The following is a 17350-nucleotide window of genomic DNA, read 5'->3' as shown; positions in this document are numbered from 1 at the left end:
TCGCGCGCGTGTCCTACGCTCGGAACGCGCGTGTCCTACGTTCAGGACGGGTGAGGTGAACGGTCGGGATCAGGGCGTGGGGTGGCCGATCTGGTCCTGGAGGTCGGCGGCGCGGGTGGTTTCGGCGGCGGCCGCGGCTTCGTCGCCCAACGCGCGGTGGACGGCGGCCAACTCGGTGCGGGCGGTGCGTTCGGTGATCCGCAGGCCCAACCGGGCGGTGAGCGTCACGGCCTGGGTGGCCAGCGCCTTCGCCTCGGCGGGCTGCCCCAGGAGCCTGCGAACGCCCGCCAGGCCCACCAGGGCACGAGCCTCGCCCGGCAGGTAACCGATCCGACGCGCCTTGGTCAGGGCCTGCTGGACCTGCTCGTCGGCGGTCCGCAGCGAGCCGAGGCCCCGGTTCGCCGACGCCATCACCACCAGCACGTTCGTGGTGATCCGCTGGTCGCCGTCCTCCCGCAGCTCGGCCAACGCGCGGTCGGCCAGCTGCAGCGCCTCGGCGTGCTCGCCCAGGTCGACGCGCACCGACGCGATGCTCTCCAACACCCGGGCGGTGGCCTCGTGGGAACCCGCCTCCGTCGACAGCCGCAACGCGTCGGCGAGGTGGGTGAGCGCGCGCTGCGGCTCACCCATGAGCTGCGACGCCACGCCCAGGAGCGTCAACGTGGTGATCTCACTGCCGCGCAGACCGTGCTCCACGCTGATCGCCAGCGCCTCGCCCAGCAGGTCCACCGCCTCGGCCAGCTCACCGGTCTCGATCGCCAGCATGCCCAACCCCGTCAGCACGCCCGTCTCACCAGACCGCGGCCCGCCGGACTCGCGCTTCAACGCCAGGCACGTCTCCAGGTCGTTGCGCGCCGACGTCAGGTCGCCCGACTCCAGCCGCACCACGCCGAGGTGCCCGCGCACCTCCGCCTCCGACGCCAGGTCACCGGACATCCGGTGCAGCTCCACGGCACGCGTGTAGTGCGTCACGGACGTGTCGAAGTCACCGAGCCGCCAGTGCAGCGCGCCCAGGTTCTGGTGCATCGCCGCCTCACCCGCCACGTCGCGCTGCTCGTGCGCGGCGTCCAGGCCGTACTGGGCGGTCGACAGCCACTCGGTCACGTGCTTGCCGATCCACAGGTAGCCGCGCAGCCCGTCGGCCAGCCGCCACGACATCGCGGCCGGTCCCCGTTCGGCCGCCGACCGGATCGCCGCGGTCAGGTTCGACCGCTCCGCGTCCAGCCACGCCCGCGCCTGCGCCGCCGTCTCGATCCGCGGCAGCCGCACCGCCCGCTCGGCGGGCGCGGGCAACCGCATCAGGTCCGGGTACAGCAGCTCCGCGCAGTGGTCCACCGCCCGCACGTAGAACTCCAGCAGCCGCACGCGCGCCGCGCCCACGTCCTCGTTCCCGGCGTCGGCCATCTCGGCGGCGTACCGCGCCAGCTCGTCGTGGAACGCGTACCGGCCGCCGTCGGAGCCCACCAGCCGCGCCCTGGTCAACTGGCCGAGCAGCGCGGTGGCCTCCGGCACGGTCAGGTCGGCCGCGTTCGCCGCCGCCTCGGTGGTGAAGTCCGGCCCCGGCACCACGCTCAGCAACGCGAACAGCCGCCGTGCGCCCGGCGTGAGGGCGGCGTGCGCCAGGTCGAGCGGACGGCGGTCGCCCAGCCGCTCCAGGTACCGCGCCACCGAACCGCCCGCCACCGACGCCGCCGCGATGTGCAACGTCAGCGGCAGGTGCCCGCACCGACGCGCCAGGGTGGCCGCGGTCTGCCCCGACCGGTGCAGCAGGGCGAGCGACTCGTGCGGTTGGAGCACGTCCAGCCCGACCCGCCGGGCGCCGTCGACGGCGATCAGCCCGCGCAGGTCGTCCCGACTGGTCACCAGCACCGGGCAGCTGGCCGCGCCGGGCAGCAGCGGGCGCACCTGGTCCGGCGCGGCGGCGTTGTCCAGCACGAGCAGCATCCGCCGTCCGGTCAGCAGCGACCGGAACAGGGTGCTCTGCTCGTCGGAGTCCACCGGGATCTGCTCCGGCGGCACGCCGAGCGCCCGCAGGAACCGGGTCAGCACCTCCACCACCGGCGTGGCCGGTCCCGGCGCGTACCCGCGCAGGTCCACGTACAGCCGACCGTCCGGGAAACGCTCCCGCAACCGGTGCGCCACGTGCACCGCCAACGCCGTCTTGCCCACCCCGGGCACGCCGGTCAGCGCCACGATCGGCACCGCGGTGCGCGGCCCGTCCGGCGCGATCAGCTTGGCGATCCGGTCCACCAGCTCGGCCCGCCCGACGAAGCCCGGCACGTCCGGCGGCAGCTGGTCCGGCACGTCCGGGTCGACCCGTTCGGCGGGCGCGGCCAGGCTCGGGTCGCCCACCAGGATCGCCTGGTGCAGCTCGCGCAGCGCCGCACCGGGCTCGATGCCCAGCTGGTCGCCCAGCTCGCGGTCGACCAGCCGGAACGCCTCCAGCGCCTCGGCCTGCCTGCTGCCCCGGTACAGCGCCACCATCAGCTGCGCCCAGAACCGCTCCCGCAGCGGGTGGTCGGTCGTCAGCGACCGCAGCACCGGCACCAGCCGCTCGTGGTTGCCCAACGCCAGCTCGACGTCGTTGCGCTCCTCGTGCACCACCAGCAGCCGTTCGGCCAGCCGCGGCACCTCTTCGTCGCGCAACGCCTCCGACGGCACGTCCGACAACGCCGGGCCGCGCCACAGGCCCAACGCCTCGGCGTACAGCTCGGCCGCGTCCGCCAGGTGCCCGGACTGCGCCGCCTGCCGCGCGAGACCCGTCGTCGTGGCGAACCGGTGCACGTCCACCTGCTCCGGCGGCACCACCAACCGGTAGCCGTCCGAAGTGGTCCGGATCAGCGACGGGTCGCCGAGCAGCTGCCTCAGGCGCATGACGTAGGTCTGCAACGTGCCCCTGGTGCGGGCCGGTGGATCACCTCCCCACAGGAAGGAAACCAGTTCACCAATTGAGACGGCGCGACCCGCGCGCAGTGAGAGGGCAGCCAGCAGCGCCCGGTGCTTGCCCGCCCGAACGGGCACCGGTTCACCCTGTATGCGCACCTCAAGCGGGCCGAGAAGGCCGAACCACGGCCCAACGCCCATCCGTTTGCGTCCCCTCGTTCCGCCTCCCCGTCACACAGCCTAGGGCGGGCGCTGACGGCACGAGTCACCGCCGCGTCAGCGATACGACAGCGCGCTCAGGCACTCTATGAACGTCCCGGTTGGGGGACCGGGACAACAAGCTTCTCGGGTCCGCGTCAGCGGATACGCGATCACTGGGGGTCGGGTGGCCCGCACCATCGGTGCGGGCCACTCGTCTTTGTCGGATTGACTCTGCTCAGCGACCTTGCGAGGGGTCAGCCCGCATAGATGGCTTCGATGTCCTGCTTGTAGGTCGACGCCACGACCGAGCGGCGGAGCTTGAGGCTCGGGGTCATCTCGCCGCCGGCTTCGGTGAAGTCGACCGGCAGGATGCGGAACTTCTTGATCGCCTCGGCCTTGGACACGGCCTGGTTGGCCTCGTCCACGGCGGCCTGGATCTCGCCGCGCAGGGTCTCGTCGTCGATCAGGTCGGCCACGGTCGCGGACGCGGGCTTGCCGTTCTGCTCCTTCCACGCCGGGAAGAACTCCGGGTCGACCGTGATCAGCGCGCCGATGAACGGCTGCGCGTCACCGACCACCATGCACTGGCTGATCAGCGGGTGGGCGCGCAGGCGGTCCTCCAGCACGGCCGGCGAGACGTTCTTGCCGCCGGCGGTGACGATGATCTCCTTCTTGCGGCCGGTGATCTTCAGGAAGCCGTCCGCGTCGAGCTCGCCGATGTCACCGGAATGGAACCAGCCGTCCTCCAGCGCCTCGGCCGTCGCCTGGTCGTTGTTCCAGTAGCTGCGGAACACGATGTCGCCCTTGATCAGGATCTCGCCGTCCTCGGCGATGCGGATCGCCGTGCCGATCACCGGACGTCCCACCGTGCCGACCCGGAACGCCGCCGCCGTGTTCACGCACGCCGCCGCGCTGGTCTCGGTGAGGCCGTAGCCCTCCAGCACCGGCACGCCGATGCCGCGGAAGAAGTGCGCCAGCCGCTCGCCCAGCGGCGCGCCGCCGGACACCGCGTTGGTGCAGCGCCCGCCGAGCGCCGCCTGGAGCTTGCTGTAGACGAGCTTGGCGAACAGCGCGTGCTTGAGCTTCAGCCCGAGACCAGGGCCGCCGGTGTCCAGCGCCTGGCTGTAGGCCACCGCGGTCGCCTCGGCCGCGTCGAAGATCTTGCCCTTGCCCGCCGCGTGCGCCTTCTGCTTCGCGCCGTTGTAGACCTTCTCGAACACCCGCGGCACGGCCACCACGAACGTGGGCCGGAACGACTGGAGGTCGTCCACCAGGTTCTTCACGTCGGCGGTGTGTCCCATGGTGACCCGCGTGTACACGCCGCACACCGACAGGGCGCGGGCCAGGATGTGCGCCAGCGGCAGGAACACCAGCAGCGAGTTGCCCGCTTGCATGAGCTGCGGGAACGCGGTGATGCCGCCGCGCACCTCGGACAGCAGGTTGCGGTGGGTCAGCTCGCAGCCCTTGGGCCGGCCGGTGGTGCCGGAGGTGTAGACGATGGTCGCGGTGTCGTCCGCGCCGACCATCTTGCGCCGGGCGCGCGCGTCGTCGTCGGACACCGACGCGCCCAGCGCGGTGAGCTCGTCGATCGCGCCCGCCGCGTCACCGGAGGGACCGTCGATCTGCCACACGTGCCGCACCTCGGGCAGGCCCGCCACCACGGAGTCCACGCCCGCGCGGTGCTCGGCGGTCTCCACGAACACGGCCTTGGCCGAGGAGTCGGACAGGATCCACTCGACCTGCTCGGTCGACGAGGTCTCGTAGATCGGGACCACGACGCCGCCCGCCTGCCAGATGGCGAAGTCGAGCAGGGTCCACTCGTAGCGGGTCTTGGACATCAGTCCCACCCGCTCGCCTGGCTGCAACCCCGCCGCGACCAACCCCTTGGCGACCGCGAGGACCTGCGCGGCGAAGTCGCGGGCGGTGACGTCCACCCACGTGCCGTCCACGCGGCGGCGGAAGCTGACGGCGTTGCCGAAGCGCTCCGCGTTCGCCCACACCATGTCGGTGAGGTTCTCCTCGGCAGCCACAGTGGCGGTGGCGGGGACGCTGAACTCGCGCACGTCGACCTCCGGACGATTGTTTGTTACCGGTGGGGAAACCTAGCCTGTGATTCCGGCGATACACCAGGCCGGCCGGTGTTTCCGTGACCGTGTCGTGGCACTCTTCCCTCCCGTGCCCAGTGTCGACGTGGTGGACGAGACGTTCCTCGCAGTGCCTCCGGCGGTGGTCGCCGCCGCTTTCGCGCCGCCCGCCGCGTGGGTCGGGTTCTGGCCCGACCTCACCCTGGACGTCTACGCCGATCGGGGCACCCAGGGGTTGCGCTGGACGGTCGGCGGCGCGCTGGTCGGAACGATGGAGGTGTGGCTGGAGCCGGTCCTGGACGGCACCCTGCTGCATTACTTCCTGCGTGCCGACTTGCCGGGCGGTGCGTCCGACAAGCGGATACGCCGCGAGGTGCGCCGCCGCCAGTTGGCCGCCAAGCAGGTGTCACTCGGCCTCAAAATGATCTTGGAGGACGGTCGGCCCCCCGGTGTGCCGCCCGCGCTGCCGTAGATTTGGCTCTCGTGCGGGTTCACGTCGTCTCGGATGTCCACGGCAACGCGGAGGCCTTGGCCCGCGCCGGGGACGGCGCCGACGCGCTCGTGGTGCTCGGCGACCTGGTGGACTTCGTCGACTACCACGACCACGGCAAGGGCATCCTCGGCCGGGTGTTCGGCGCGGAGAAGGTCGAGGTGTTCGCCCGGCTGCGGCGCGGCCGGTTCGGCGCGGAGACGGTCCGCTACATGCGGTCGCTGTGGGAGGGCCTGGACAACGCCGCGGACGTCGTCCAAGAGGCGATCATGGAGCAGTACACCGCGATGTTCGCGGCGATGAGCGCGCCCACCTACGCCACCCCGGGCAACGTCGACAGCCCCGAGCTGTGGCCGATGTTCGCCCGTGACGGCGTGCACGTCCTCGACGGGCAGGTCGCCGAGATCGGCGGGCTGAGGTTCGGCTTCGCGGGCGGCGCTCTGCTGCACCCCGGCTTCGTGCCGAACCGGCGCGGTCCGTGGCGGCCCTACCTGCGCACGGAGTCGGACTTCGGCGCGGCGCTGGCCGGGCTGGGCGAGGTCGACGTGCTGTGCACGCACGTGCCGCCCGCGGTGGCCGAGCTGACCTACGACGTGGTCGCCCGCCGACCGGAGCTGGGCTCGACGTCGTTGCTGAAGGTGATCGAGCGCGACCGGCCGCGGTGGTCGGTGTTCGGGCACGTGCACCAGCCGATGGCGCGGCGGGTGCGGGTCGGCTGGACCGAGTGCGTCAACGTCGGCCACTTCCAGCGGACCGGCACGCCCCACGTGTTGCGCTGGTGAGCAGAACCACCGGGTAGCCTCCCGGGCATGGCCGACGAGTCCACCCAGTCCATCGTCATCGACGCGACGCCCGAGGAGATCGCGGCGGTCATCGCCGACTTCGACGCCTACCCCGAGTGGGCCAACGGGGTCAAGCGCGCCGAGGTGCTGGAGACCGGGGCGGACGGGCGCGCGGCGCAGGTCAAGTTCAACATCGACCAGGGCCCGATCAAGGACGAGTACGTGCTCGCCTACGACGAGTGGTCGCCGAGCCGGATCTCGTGGCACCTGGTCAAGGGTCAGATGCAGAAGTCGCAGGAGGGCAGCTACGCGCTGGCGCCCCAGGGCGGCTCGACCGAGGTCACCTACACGCTGTCGGTGCAGCTCGTCGTGCCGATGATCGGCCTGTTCCGGCGCAAGGCCGAAAAGATGATCATGGATACCGCGCTCAAGGAGCTCAAGCGGCGGGTGGAAAACGCTGGATGAGCGCCCGCCTGCTGCTCTTCACCGGTAAGGGCGGGGTCGGCAAGACGACCCTGGCCGCCGCCACCGCCACCGCGCTCGCCGCCGGTGGCCGCAAGGCGCTGGTCGTGTCCACCGATCCCGCGCACTCGCTGGGCGACGCGTTCGGCGTGCCGCTGTCCGGGAACGTCGCCGAGGTCGACGGCGGCGGTTCGCTCGGCGGCCTGCACGCCGCCCAGGTCGACCCCCGCGCGCTCGTCGACGACGCGTGGCGCGACCTGCGGGGACACCTGCGGACCGTGCTCGCCGGCGCGGGCGTGGACGAGCTGGACGCGGAGGAGCTGACCGTCCTGCCCGGCGTCGAGGAGCTGCTGGCGCTGTCGGAGGTGCGGCGGCTGGCGAGCGGCGGGCCGTGGGACGTGGTGGTCGTGGACTGCGGTCCGACCGCCGAGACGTTGCGCCTGCTGGCGCTGCCCGAGGCGTTCGCCTCCTACCTGGAACGGCTGTTCCCCACCCACCGCCGGGTGGTGCGCGGGCTGCTGGCCGGTGTCGCGGGCAGCGGCACGGTGGAGAAGTGGGACGCCACCGCCGACGCGCTGGGCAGGCTCGCGGAGAACCTGGAGCAGCTGCGCGGCCTGCTGACCTCGCCGACGACCAGCGTGCGGCTGGTGCTGACCCCCGAACGGGTGGTGGCGGCGGAGACCAGGCGGACCGTGACGGCGCTGGCCCTGCAAGGCATCCGGGTCGACGGCGTGGTGGCCAACCGGGTGGTGCCGCACCCCGGCGCGGGACGCGGTCCGGCCGCCGCGTGGCTGCGCACCCGCCGGGCCGAGCAGGACGCGGTGCTCGCCGAGCTGGCCGACCTCGGGTCGGTGCGCACGGTGGAGCACCGGGCCGCCGAACCGGTCGGCACGACCGCGTTGCTCGACCTCGCCGACAGCCTCTACCAGGGCCGCGACCCGCTGGACGGCGCGTCGGGCGACGGGCGGCTGCTCGACGTGGAGCGGACCGGCGAGCGGGAGTACACGTTGCGCATCGCGCTGCCGGTCGGCGACTCGTCGCTCGACCTGGCGCGGGTGGGCGACGACCTGGCCGTCACCGTGGACGGCAGGCGCCGGCTCGTCGCGCTGCCGTCGCTGCTCAAGCGCTGCCTGGTGACCGGCGCGGAGTTGGACGACACCGGGTTGGCGGTGCGGTTCGCACCCGACCCCGACCTGTGGATGCGGTGAGGCACGTGGACTCGAAGCTCACCGAAGAGCTGCGCCTGCTGCTCGACGCGGCCGCCGAGCGGGCGCAGCCGTGGCTGCACCGGATGGCCGCCGAGGGCGAGCACGACACGCGGACGTGCGGCTGGTGCCCGTTGTGCAACGCGGTGGCGCTGGCCCGCGGCGACCGGTCGGAGCTGGCCGCCAAGGCAGCCGAGCACGTGACCGGGTTGATCGCGGTGTTGCGGGCGGCGCTGACCGAGCCCGCGTCGGCTCCGGGTTCGGCTCCTGGCACAGGTGCTGGTCCTGGTTCGGACGAGGAGCCGGAGCAGCCGGAGAAGCCGCGCGTCCAGCACATCCCGGTGGTGCGGCGTGACCAGGGGTCGCAGTGCTGACTGTCGGCGTCGACGTCGGCGGGACGAGCGTGCGCGCGGGTGTGGTCGACGGCGACGGCGCGGTGCTCGACACGGCGCGTGCGGCCACACCCAGCGGCGAGGAGGCGTTGGAGGAGGCGATCGGCACGGCCGTCGCCGAGCTGGCGTCCCGGCACCGCGTCACGGGCGTCGGCCTGGCCGTGGCCGGGTTCGTCGCCTCCGACCGGCAGACCGTGCGGTTCGCGCCGCACCTGGCGTGGCGGCAGGCGCCGGTGGCGGAGCGGATCTCCCAGCGGGTCGGCATGCCGGTGGTGCTGGAGCACGACGCGAACGCGGCGGCGCTGGCCGAGCACCGGTTCGGCGCGGCGCGTGGCGCGAAGATCGCCGCCCTGGTCGCGCTCGGCACCGGTATCGGCGGTGCGCTGCTCATCGACGGCCAGGTGTTCCGCGGTGCGCATGGCGTGGCGCCGGAGCTGGGCCACCTGCGGCTCGTGCCCGATGGGCGGCCGTGCCCGTGCGGCAAGAACGGCTGTTGGGAGCGGTACTGCAGCGGTACCGCGTTGAGCACCACGGCGGTCGAGCTGCTGGCCCGCTACCCCGGTCAGTCGACCGTGCTGGCGCGTGAGGCGTTGGGCGACTCGCGGGCGGTGACCGGGCGTCGGGTGGCGGGCGCGGCGCGTGACGGCGACCCGTTGGCGCAGCGTGCGATGGCGGACCTGGCCCGGTGGCTGGGGGAGGGGTTGGCGCTGGTCGCCGACGTGTACGACCCCGAGGTCGTGGTGATCGGGGGCGGTGTCTCGGAGTCCGCGCCGCTGTTCCTGGACGACGCCCGTGAGCACTACGCGACCGTGCTGACCGGGGCCGGGCACCGGCCGTTGGCCCGCATCCGGACCGCGCAGCTCGGTGACGACGCCGGGATCGTCGGGGTGGCGACCCTGGCCCGGGACGTGGCGGCGAGCACAGCCCGCAACGGTCGCCACCGTTGATCTGCCGGTCCGCGTAGCATCGCGGAATGCGGACCTCCGGCGCCGTGACCGCCACCCGGGGACCGCGCGACCACGACGTCCGCGTGTCCCGCGTCGATACCGTGGTGCGCCGATGAGGACGGGTGCGGCGAGCGGGCACGTCGGTTACTTCCACGAGAGCGCGTTCTACGGCAGCGACGACGACTTCAGGTCGATCGTGGTGCCGTTCGTCGACGAGGGCGTGTCGGCGGGTGAGCCGGTGCTGCTGGCGTGCCGGCCCGCCAACGAGCGGCTGGTCCGGGAGGCGGTGGCGGACGCGTCCGGGATCGTGTTCCTGTCCGGCGGCGACCAGTACGACCGGCCCACCGAGGCGATCCTGGCCTACCGGAAGCTGTTCGCCGAGTACGCGGGCTCGACGCAGATCCGGGTGGTGGGCGACGTGCCGCACCCCGGCGTCGGGGCGACGTGGGACTGGTGGGGGCGCTACGAGGCGGCGGTGAACGAGGTCTTCGCCGAGGTGCCGCTGTGGAGCCTGTGCCCGTACGACCTGCGGACCACGCCGGCGCGGGTGTTGGCGGACGTGGTGCGCACGCACCCGCACGTCGCCGGGACGGACGGGTCGCACCTGCCGAACCCGCGGTACCGGTCGTCGTGGGCGTTGCCGTCGGCCGGGCCCACCGGGTTCGAGGCCGGGCCGCCCCTGGTCGAGCTGACCGACCCCACACCGGCCGAGGCGCGGCGGGCGGTGACCACGGCGTGCGCGATCACCAGGCTGAGCCGGGACCAGGTGGACGACCTCGTGTACGCGGCGAGTGAGGCCGTGACCAACGCCTGTTGCCACGGGCTGCCTCCCGTGCGGCTGCGTGCGTGGGCGGGGGCGTCGCACGTGCTGGTGGCGGTGACGGACGGTGGCGACGGCCCGTCGTCACCTTCGGCGGGCCTGGTCCCGACCGACCGCACCACCACGGCCGGCGTCGGCCTCTGGCTGACCCACCGGACGTGCAGCGACGTCAGCATGACCCGCGACGCCGAGGGCTACACCATCCGCCTGACCGCCACCACCTGACCCCGCCAGTCGAACCTCCAAACCGCGAGAGTCCTACGTTCGCGTCGCGAGAGTCCTACGTTCAGGCACCCCGAGTTCAACACTCACGACGAACGGTCGAGTACCTGAGCGTTGAATTCAGGGGTCCTGAACGTAGGACTCTCGCGACCTGGAGGTAGGACTCTCGAGGTCTGGAGGTAGGACTCTCGGGGCTTGAGGGTTCGACTCGCGGGGGTTAGAGGACGGCGCCGTCGTCCCAGCCGGAGTCCGGGGGGTTGGTGTTGCGCATGCGCAGGATCAGCCAGCCGGCGCCCGAGCACATCACGATCAGCGCCAGCGGGGTGCCGATCTTGCCGGTCAGGCCGAACAGGCCCGGCACCAGCAGGAGCACCACGCCCAGGGCGATCACCAGCAGCGCCGCGATCGTGCCCGGCCGCAACGCGGGCAGCGGCGGCGGCTCCGGCGGCACGTAGTGGTCGTCCGGGTCGTCCGAGTCCGGGTACGCGTCGGGGTCGTCGTCGGCCGTGGCCACGGCGGGCTGGCCCTCGGGCCGCCCCGGGCGCACGGGCTCCGCCTCGTCGGTTTCGTCCGGTTCGACCTCGTCGGGGAAGGCCTGCCTGCCCACGCCTTCGCGTTCCAGGCCCGCCACGATCTCGGCGAAGGTCGCGTCCACGTCCTCCGGGCCGTCGGTCGAGTCGCGTCGCGAGTTCATCGGCGTGCTCCAGCCCTCCGGGTCGTGAAGGCCAATCCTCTGCCAGGTGTCATCGTCCCACGAGCCCGTTGTGTTGCGGATTACGGCAGCCGGTGGACCTTGGGACCGTACCGCCTCCGCGCGGGTGTTCGTTGTGTGTTTCGCCATCGGCTCCGTAGGCTGGCGGCGGGGATCAAGCACGTCGAGGAGGCGCTCCCAGCGGTGCTCTACTGGTTGATGAAACACATCTTTCTCGGGCCGCTCCTGAAGCTGTTCTTCCGCCCCCGGATCATCGAGGGCGCGGAGAACATCCCCAAGGAGGGCGGCGCCATCCTGGCGAGCAACCACCTCGCGGTCTCCGACTCGTTCTTCCTCCCGCTGAAGCTGTCCCGCCGGGTCACCTTCCCGGCCAAGATCGAGTACTTCACCGGCAAGGGGCTCAAGGGCGCCTTCCAACGCTGGTTCTTCTCCGGCGTCGGCCAGGTGCCGATCGACCGGTCCAGCGCGTCGGCCGCCCAGGGCGCGCTCGACACCGGCGTGCGGATCGTGCGCGAGGGCAAGCTGCTCGGCATCTACCCCGAGGGCACCCGGTCGCCCGACGGCCGCCTCTACAAGGGCAAGGTCGGCGTCGCGTGGATCGCGCTGGAGTCCGGCGCGCCGGTCATCCCGGTCGCGATGTTCGGCACCGACAAGGCCAACCCCATCGGCTCGAAGATGTGGCGGCCGTACCCGATCCGGATCAAGATCGGCAAGCCGTTGGACTTCTCCCGCTACGCGGGCCTGTCCGGCGACCGGTTCGTGCTGCGGTCGATCACCGACGAGATCATGTACGCCCTGATGGAGCTGTCCGGCCAGGAGTACGTCGACGTCTACGCGGCCAAGGCCAAGGAGGGACAGGGCGAGGACAAGCAGGCGTTGGCGGCCGATCGGCTGCCCGAGGCGAAGGCCGGCTGATCGGCACCCCTAGGCTGGCGGGGTGCGGTTCTTCTACGACTGTGAGTTCATCGAAGACGGGGTCACGATCGACCTCGTCTCCATCGGGGTGGTCGACGAGGAAGGCCGCGAGTTCTACGCCGTGTCGACCGAGTTCGACCCGGCCAAGGCGGGTCCGTGGGTGCGCGCCAACGTGCTCAACCAGCTGCCGCCGCCCGCCGACCGGGCGTGGCGCAGCCGGGAGCGGATCCGCGCCGACCTGCTCGACTTCGTCGGCGGGCCCAAGGCCAACCGGGACGACATCGAGCTGTGGGCGTGGTTCGCGGCCTACGACCACGTGGCGCTGGCACAGCTGTGGGGCCCGATGCCGGCCCTGCCGCGCTGCCTGCCCCGGTTCACCCGCGACCTGCGCCAGCGCTGGGAGGACGTGGGCAAACCGCGGCTGCCGCAGGCCCCGGCCGACGCGCACGACGCGTTGGCCGACGCCAGGCACAACCTCGCGCGCTGGAAGGTGATCGAGAGCGAGCGGCAGCGCCGGGGTTTCTCCGTCCGGTAGGTGGACCCTCGCTTGCTGCACCGATCCAGGGCGTGTCAGTCTTGGGTGACCCACGCCACGAGAAGAGATTGGCTAAGCAAATGCGCATTGGTGTGCTCACCGGCGGTGGCGACTGCCCCGGCCTCAACGCGGTCATCCGCGGTGTGGCCCGCAAGGGCATCGAGGCCCACGGCTGGGAGATCGTGGGGTTCCGCAACGGGTGGCAGGGACCGGTCGAGAACCTGACCAAGCCGATCGGGCTCGATGACGTCGAGGACATCCTCACCAGGGGCGGCACCATCCTCGGCTCGTCGCGCACCAACCCGTACAAGATCGACGGCGGTGTCGACCGCATCCGCGAGACGCTGGCCGCGAACAAGGTCGACGCGCTGATCGCGATCGGCGGCGAGGACACCCTCGGCGTCGCCAAGCGGCTGACCGACGACGGCATCGGCGTCGTGGGCGTGCCGAAGACCATCGACAACGACCTGGGCGCGACCGACTACACGTTCGGGTTCGACACCGCCGTGCACATCGCCACCGAGGCGATCGACCGGCTGCGCACGACGGCCGAGTCGCACCACCGCGCGCTGGTGGTCGAGGTCATGGGCCGCCACGCGGGCTGGATCGCGCTGCACTCGGGCCTGGCCGGCGGCGCGAACGTGATCCTGGTGCCGGAGCGGCAGTTCAGCGTCGACAAGGTGGTCGAGTGGGTGGAGCGCCGCTTCGAGCGCCAGTTCGCCCCGATCATCGTGGTCGCCGAGGGCGCGATGCCCGAGGGCGGCGCCGAGGTGCTGCACTCCGGTGAGAAGGACGCGTTCGGCCACGTCCGGCTGGGCGGCGTCGGCACCTGGCTGGCCGAGGAGATCGCCGAGCGGACCGGCAAGGAGTCCCGCGCGGTCGTGCTGGGCCACGTCCAGCGCGGTGGCATCCCCACCGCCTACGACCGCGTGCTCGCCACCCGGTTCGGCCTGCACGCGGTGGACGCGGTCGCCGAGGGCGACTTCGGCGTCATGGTCGCGCTGCGCGGCACGGAGATCGTCCGGGTGAAGCTGGCCGAGGCGACGGCGGAGCTCAAGACCGTCCCGGTGCACCGCTACGCCGAGGCCGAGGTCTTCTTCGGCTGAGATCCGACCTTTCGGTGAGAGCCCCTGGCGTCCTCGGACGCCAGGGGCTCTTCATCACTTCTTGGCGTAGTCGGTCAGGCCGGTGAAGTCGACCATCACGCACGGTTCGTCGCCGACGATCCAGGCGTCGTGCCCCGGCTCCACCATGATCGCCTCACCCGCCCCGGCCTCGCCTTCCTCGCCGTCGTCCATGACGACGTGCATCCGGCCGGACAGGATGTAGCCGGTGTGGGAGGCCTGGCAGGAGTGCGTGCCCGCGATCGGCTGCACGTCCTTCGACCACCGCCAGCCCGGCTCGAACTCCGCTCTGCCGACCGTCGTGCCACCGACCGTGACCAGGTCGACGTGGCCGTGCGGGAACTCGCGGACCTCTTCCGGCTCCGTGAAGCTCTTCGACGCCAGCACGGACATCTCCATCACCTCTCGTCGTGTCTCAGCCCTGGACCACGGGGTAGATCTCGTCCGCCACGAGGCCGTGCGCCTCCCGGTGGACCCGGTGCGCCGACTCCGCGTCCGGCGCGTCGACCAGGCAGAAGGCCTTGCCGTCCTTCTCGTCGACCCAGTAGTTGAGGTACCGGACGCCGTACTGGTCCTGGGTGCGGAGGTCGGCGGAGTGGGCGTCGGCCACGTCCTTGGCGCCGGCGCCCTCCGGGAGGTTGTTGTGCACGTCCATGAACAACATCGCGTCCTCCTGTCCTGGTCGGTCTTGCCCCGGTTGGTCGGAACACGCTAGGCGGCGGTGCGTTCCCAAACCGTTCCCACCAGCGCCCCGGCTTCCCCCGAGCGCTCCGGCGAGGGCGGACGTAGGGTGCCGCCATGCCGGCCACCTGCCAGGTGCGCGTTCTGGGCAGGTTCTCCGTCTCCGTCGACGGCAGACCCGTCCCCGGCAACGTGTGGCGCAACCGCCGGGCGGCCGACGTGGTGAAGCTGCTGGCCGTGGAGCCCGACCACCGGCTGCACCGCGAGCAGGTCATGGACCGGCTGTGGCCCGACCTGCCCGCCGACGCGGCCGGGGCGAACCTGCGCAAGGCGGTCTACTACGCGCGGCGTGCGCTGGGACGCGCCGACGCGGTCCGGTGCGAGGGGCGGCTGCTGACGCTGTGGCCGGGCGGCGTGCTCGACGTGGACCTGGACCGGTTCGAGCGGGCCGCCGACGCCGCGCTGGCCTCGGGGGACGCCACCCGCTGCGCGCTCGCCGCCGCCGAGTACCGCGGTGGCCTGCTCGTCGACGACCGCTACGAGTGCTGGGTGGCCGAGCCGCACGAGAAGGTCGAGGGCCGGTACGTCGCGCTGCTGAGGGCCGCCGGCGACTGGGCACGGCTGCTCGAACTGGACGAAACCGACGAACAGGCCCACCGCGCGGTGATGCGACGGCACCTGGCCGCGGGCAACCGCCGGGAGGCGTTGCGCCAGTTCGACCGGCTGCGCCGCACGCTGCGGGAGCGGATCGGGGTCGGGCCGGACGCGGAGACCATCGCGTTGTACGAGTCGGCGCTGGCCGTGGACGCGGCCGAGCCGCCGTCGCCGTCGCAGCGGGCGGCGGTGGCGCTGGCCAACGGCCTGGTCGCGTTCGGGCGCCGCCACCTCGCCGAGGCCGAGCGGCTGGCCAGGCAGGTGCGGGTGCTGGCGCTGGACGCCGACCTCGGGCACGAGCTGGGCGAGGCCTCCACCCTGCTGGCCCTCGTCGCGCACGCCCGCGGCACGTGGCACCGGCTGTTCCGGGAGGAGTTCGCCGACTCCGTGCGGCACCCGACGCGGCCGGAGGTCTACGACGCCCACCTGTGCTTCCAGGAGTTCTACCTCTACGGGCCGGAGGGGCACGACGGCGCGGAGGCGTTCGGCCGCGACCTGCTGGACATCGCGTCACGGGCGGGTTCCGCGGCGGGCCGGGCGCTGGCCTTCCTGCTGCTGGGGGAGTTCGCCCTGCTGTCCGGCCACCTCGACACCGCGGTGGCCACCCTGCGCGAGTCCCTGTGCGAGGCCGAACGCGCCGGGTGCGTCTCGGCGCAGTCCCTGGCGCTCGAACGGCTCGCCGAGGCCGCGTCCCGCCGCGGGAACCGCGCCGCCGCCCGCGCCGACCTCGACCGCGCGTTGCCGCTGGCCCGGTCGTCGGGCATCCCGTCGCACCTGGTGATCCGCCTGCACGGGGTCCGCGTGCAGGCCGCCGACAGCCTCGGCGGCGCGCTCGGCGCGATCCGGGAGGCCGAGCGGTGGCTCACCGAGGCGCCGCACGTGTGCGACCCGTGCTCCATGGGCTTCCGGATCGCGGCGGCGACGGCGTGCGCGTGCGCGGGCAGCCCCAGCCGGGCCCGGCCGCACCTGGTGGAGGCGGAGCGGATCAGCGGGCTGTGGCAGGGCGGCCAGTGGTCGGCCGCGTTGTGGGAGGTGCGCGCGCAGGTCCGGCGTGCGCAGGGTCAGCGCACGCAGGCGGCGGCGCTGTTCCTGGAGGCCGCCGAGCGGTTCGCGGCGATGCGCCGTCCCCTGGAGGAGCGCAGGTGCCGTGCCGCCGCGGCCGGCTGCCCGACCGGCCTCAGCGGTCCGTGAACGCGCCGAGGTCCAGGTAGGCGGCGAAGGTGCCCAGCCAGTGCTCGGCGTAGTAGCCGTGCCCGAACACGTGCCGCAGGCCGGTCTCGCGGTGCTCCTCGGCGGCCGTGCGGGCGAGGTCGGTGTACCGGTGGTCCGGGGGCAGCGCGTCGGCGATGGCGCCCCACTGCCACGCCCGTGACAGCGCCAGGCCGACCAGGTGCGAGCCGTACGCGTCACCCGGGTCGTCCACCGGCGTCGGCTCGCGCAGCACCTTCCAGCGCGAGTCCTCCAGGTGCGGCAGGAACGCCTCGAACCAGGCGGTGAACGCGTCCGCCGGCAGCACCCGGCGCATCAGGTCCGCCTCGGTCAGCGCGGGGGACAGGAAGTCGGCCGCGTCCGGCTCGAACCCGCCGTACCCGACGTCCTCGCGGTGCCACCGCAGCGCCGCCTCCGCGCACGCCGAGGCCAGCTCCTCGTCACCCACGGCACGTGCCGCGTCGAGCACCAACCCGGTCGCGAACGCGGTGTTGCCGTGCGTGCCGGTCCGGATCGGCAGCCGCGCGCCCGCCACCTTGGCGAGATACCGGTCACGCAGCACCGCGCTCAACGGCCGCAACGCGGTCGCCCACGGTGAGTCCCAGGTGCGGAGTTCCGCATCGAGCACGAGCAGCCACGCCCACCCGTACGGGCGCTCCCAGAACCCGCCGTTGGGGCCGTCGAAGAACGCCGCCTCGGTCCGCGCGTGCTCCTCGGTGATCAGCGAATCCAGCACCCGGCGGGCCTGCTCCGCACCCTCGACGCCGGGCCGCAACCGCAGCAGGCGGGCCGTCAACCAGGTCTGATGCACGCACGAGTGCCAGTCGAAGGAGCCCGCGAAGATCGGGTGCAGCACCCGCTGCGGCACCAGGTCGGCGTCGCCGGTGACGACGTGCGACCAGTGCCCCGGGTAGTCCCGCCGGAGGTTGTCCACCGCGGTCGACAGCAGCCTGGCCGCCGTGTCGTCATCCAGTCGGGTGTCAGGCATGGCCCACATGATGCACAGGCGGACCCGCGTCCGTCTCTGAGTGT

The 17350-nt window shown here is 72.7% G+C and carries 17 protein-coding genes; 11 read left to right on the top strand and 6 right to left on the bottom strand.

The window, feature by feature from the left end; translation table 11 throughout:
• Positions 1–69 precede the first annotated feature (69 nt).
• Both ACYVLT_RS09680 and ACYVLT_RS09675 read right to left on the bottom strand, forming a co-directional pair.
• Positions 70–3021 (bottom strand): AfsR/SARP family transcriptional regulator, encoded by a 2952-nt coding sequence (locus ACYVLT_RS09680; protein WP_461119794.1) that lies wholly within the window; start codon positions 3019–3021, stop codon positions 70–72.
• A gap of 317 nt (positions 3022–3338) precedes the next feature.
• Complete coding sequence (locus ACYVLT_RS09675) at positions 3339–5147, bottom strand: AMP-dependent synthetase/ligase (RefSeq protein WP_461119793.1); 1809 nt, start codon at positions 5145–5147, stop codon at positions 3339–3341.
• A 112-nt stretch (positions 5148–5259) separates the two neighbouring features.
• Here ACYVLT_RS09675 and ACYVLT_RS09670 point away from each other — a divergent pair, with 112 nt between their 5' ends.
• From ACYVLT_RS09670 to ACYVLT_RS09640, 7 genes are all read left to right on the top strand, one after another.
• The gene (locus ACYVLT_RS09670; protein WP_461119792.1) at positions 5260–5640 is read left to right on the top strand and encodes a polyketide cyclase / dehydrase and lipid transport; all 381 of its coding nucleotides are present in this window, start codon (positions 5260–5262) and stop codon (positions 5638–5640) included.
• 11 nt (positions 5641–5651) lie between these two features.
• On the top strand, positions 5652–6440 hold the full coding sequence (locus tag ACYVLT_RS09665; protein ID WP_461119791.1) for a metallophosphoesterase family protein: 789 nt from the start codon (positions 5652–5654) through the stop codon (positions 6438–6440).
• 27 nt (positions 6441–6467) lie between these two features.
• Positions 6468–6905, top strand: coding sequence for an SRPBCC family protein (locus ACYVLT_RS09660; protein WP_461119790.1), 438 nt, complete (start codon positions 6468–6470; stop codon positions 6903–6905).
• Positions 6902–8110 (top strand): ArsA family ATPase, encoded by a 1209-nt coding sequence (locus ACYVLT_RS09655; RefSeq protein ID WP_461119789.1) that lies wholly within the window; start codon positions 6902–6904, stop codon positions 8108–8110. The genes ACYVLT_RS09660 and ACYVLT_RS09655 overlap by 4 nt, the downstream gene beginning before the upstream one ends.
• Positions 8111–8115: 5 nt before the next feature.
• Positions 8116–8481, top strand: a complete 366-nt coding sequence (locus ACYVLT_RS09650) for a hypothetical protein (RefSeq protein WP_461119788.1) — start codon at positions 8116–8118, stop codon at positions 8479–8481.
• Positions 8475–9446 carry an ROK family glucokinase gene (locus tag ACYVLT_RS09645; RefSeq protein WP_461119787.1) on the top strand — a complete coding sequence of 324 codons (972 nt, stop codon included), beginning with the start codon at positions 8475–8477 and terminating at the stop codon, positions 9444–9446. Before ACYVLT_RS09650 ends, ACYVLT_RS09645 begins: the two co-directional genes overlap by 7 nt.
• A gap of 112 nt (positions 9447–9558) precedes the next feature.
• Complete coding sequence (locus ACYVLT_RS09640) at positions 9559–10491, top strand: anti-sigma factor RsbA family regulatory protein (RefSeq protein WP_461119786.1); 933 nt, start codon at positions 9559–9561, stop codon at positions 10489–10491.
• A gap of 214 nt (positions 10492–10705) precedes the next feature.
• Here ACYVLT_RS09640 and ACYVLT_RS09635 read toward each other — a convergent pair whose 3' ends face one another.
• Complete coding sequence (locus tag ACYVLT_RS09635) at positions 10706–11182, bottom strand: hypothetical protein (protein ID WP_461119785.1); 477 nt, start codon at positions 11180–11182, stop codon at positions 10706–10708.
• A 201-nt stretch (positions 11183–11383) separates the two neighbouring features.
• Between ACYVLT_RS09635 and ACYVLT_RS09630 the strand changes: the two genes are divergently transcribed.
• The 3 genes from ACYVLT_RS09630 to ACYVLT_RS09620 all read left to right on the top strand — a co-directional run bounded on the left by ACYVLT_RS09630 (position 11384) and on the right by ACYVLT_RS09620 (position 13756).
• Positions 11384–12115, top strand: a complete 732-nt coding sequence (locus tag ACYVLT_RS09630; RefSeq protein ID WP_461119784.1) for a lysophospholipid acyltransferase family protein — start codon at positions 11384–11386, stop codon at positions 12113–12115.
• A gap of 22 nt (positions 12116–12137) precedes the next feature.
• Positions 12138–12650: a polyadenylate-specific 3'-exoribonuclease AS gene (locus ACYVLT_RS09625; RefSeq protein WP_461119783.1), complete on the top strand. Its 513-nt coding sequence runs from the start codon at positions 12138–12140 to the stop codon at positions 12648–12650.
• Positions 12651–12730: 80 nt separating this feature from the next.
• Positions 12731–13756 carry a 6-phosphofructokinase gene (locus ACYVLT_RS09620; RefSeq protein ID WP_461119782.1) on the top strand — a complete coding sequence of 342 codons (1026 nt, stop codon included), beginning with the start codon at positions 12731–12733 and terminating at the stop codon, positions 13754–13756.
• 54 nt (positions 13757–13810) lie between these two features.
• Here ACYVLT_RS09620 and ACYVLT_RS09615 read toward each other — a convergent pair whose 3' ends face one another.
• Together ACYVLT_RS09615 and ACYVLT_RS09610 are read right to left on the bottom strand one after the other, a co-directional pair.
• Positions 13811–14167 carry a cupin domain-containing protein gene (locus ACYVLT_RS09615; protein WP_461119781.1) on the bottom strand — a complete coding sequence of 119 codons (357 nt, stop codon included), beginning with the start codon at positions 14165–14167 and terminating at the stop codon, positions 13811–13813.
• 22 nt (positions 14168–14189) lie between these two features.
• Positions 14190–14438 carry a DUF4242 domain-containing protein gene (locus ACYVLT_RS09610; RefSeq protein WP_461119780.1) on the bottom strand — a complete coding sequence of 83 codons (249 nt, stop codon included), beginning with the start codon at positions 14436–14438 and terminating at the stop codon, positions 14190–14192.
• Between the two features lie 134 nt (positions 14439–14572).
• Here ACYVLT_RS09610 and ACYVLT_RS09605 point away from each other — a divergent pair, with 134 nt between their 5' ends.
• Positions 14573–16300: an AfsR/SARP family transcriptional regulator gene (locus ACYVLT_RS09605; protein ID WP_461119779.1), complete on the top strand. Its 1728-nt coding sequence runs from the start codon at positions 14573–14575 to the stop codon at positions 16298–16300.
• Here ACYVLT_RS09605 and ACYVLT_RS09600 read toward each other — a convergent pair.
• Positions 16287–17306: a DUF2891 domain-containing protein gene (locus ACYVLT_RS09600; RefSeq protein WP_461119778.1), complete on the bottom strand. Its 1020-nt coding sequence runs from the start codon at positions 17304–17306 to the stop codon at positions 16287–16289. The genes ACYVLT_RS09605 and ACYVLT_RS09600 overlap by 14 nt on opposite strands.
• Positions 17307–17350: the final 44 nt, after the last annotated feature.

The organism is Saccharothrix stipae (genome assembly GCF_054781895.1).
This window is presented reverse-complemented; position numbering and strand designations above follow the sequence as displayed.

What these genes read in the sequence shown, in the direction of transcription:
- ACYVLT_RS09640 (WP_461119786.1), top strand. Translation starts at nt 9,559, where the DNA reads ATGAGGACGGGTGCGGCGAGCGGGCACGTCGGTTACTTCCACGAGAGC.
- ACYVLT_RS09655 (WP_461119789.1), top strand. Translation starts at nt 6,902, where the DNA reads ATGAGCGCCCGCCTGCTGCTCTTCACCGGTAAGGGCGGGGTCGGCAAG.
- ACYVLT_RS09610 (WP_461119780.1), bottom strand. Translation starts at nt 14,438, where the DNA reads ATGTTGTTCATGGACGTGCACAACAACCTCCCGGAGGGCGCCGGCGCC.
- ACYVLT_RS09635 (WP_461119785.1), bottom strand. Translation starts at nt 11,182, where the DNA reads ATGAACTCGCGACGCGACTCGACCGACGGCCCGGAGGACGTGGACGCG.
- ACYVLT_RS09605 (WP_461119779.1), top strand. Translation starts at nt 14,573, where the DNA reads ATGCCGGCCACCTGCCAGGTGCGCGTTCTGGGCAGGTTCTCCGTCTCC.
- ACYVLT_RS09660 (WP_461119790.1), top strand. Translation starts at nt 6,468, where the DNA reads ATGGCCGACGAGTCCACCCAGTCCATCGTCATCGACGCGACGCCCGAG.
- ACYVLT_RS09600 (WP_461119778.1), bottom strand. Translation starts at nt 17,306, where the DNA reads ATGCCTGACACCCGACTGGATGACGACACGGCGGCCAGGCTGCTGTCG.
- ACYVLT_RS09615 (WP_461119781.1), bottom strand. Translation starts at nt 14,167, where the DNA reads ATGTCCGTGCTGGCGTCGAAGAGCTTCACGGAGCCGGAAGAGGTCCGC.
- ACYVLT_RS09620 (WP_461119782.1), top strand. Translation starts at nt 12,731, where the DNA reads ATGCGCATTGGTGTGCTCACCGGCGGTGGCGACTGCCCCGGCCTCAAC.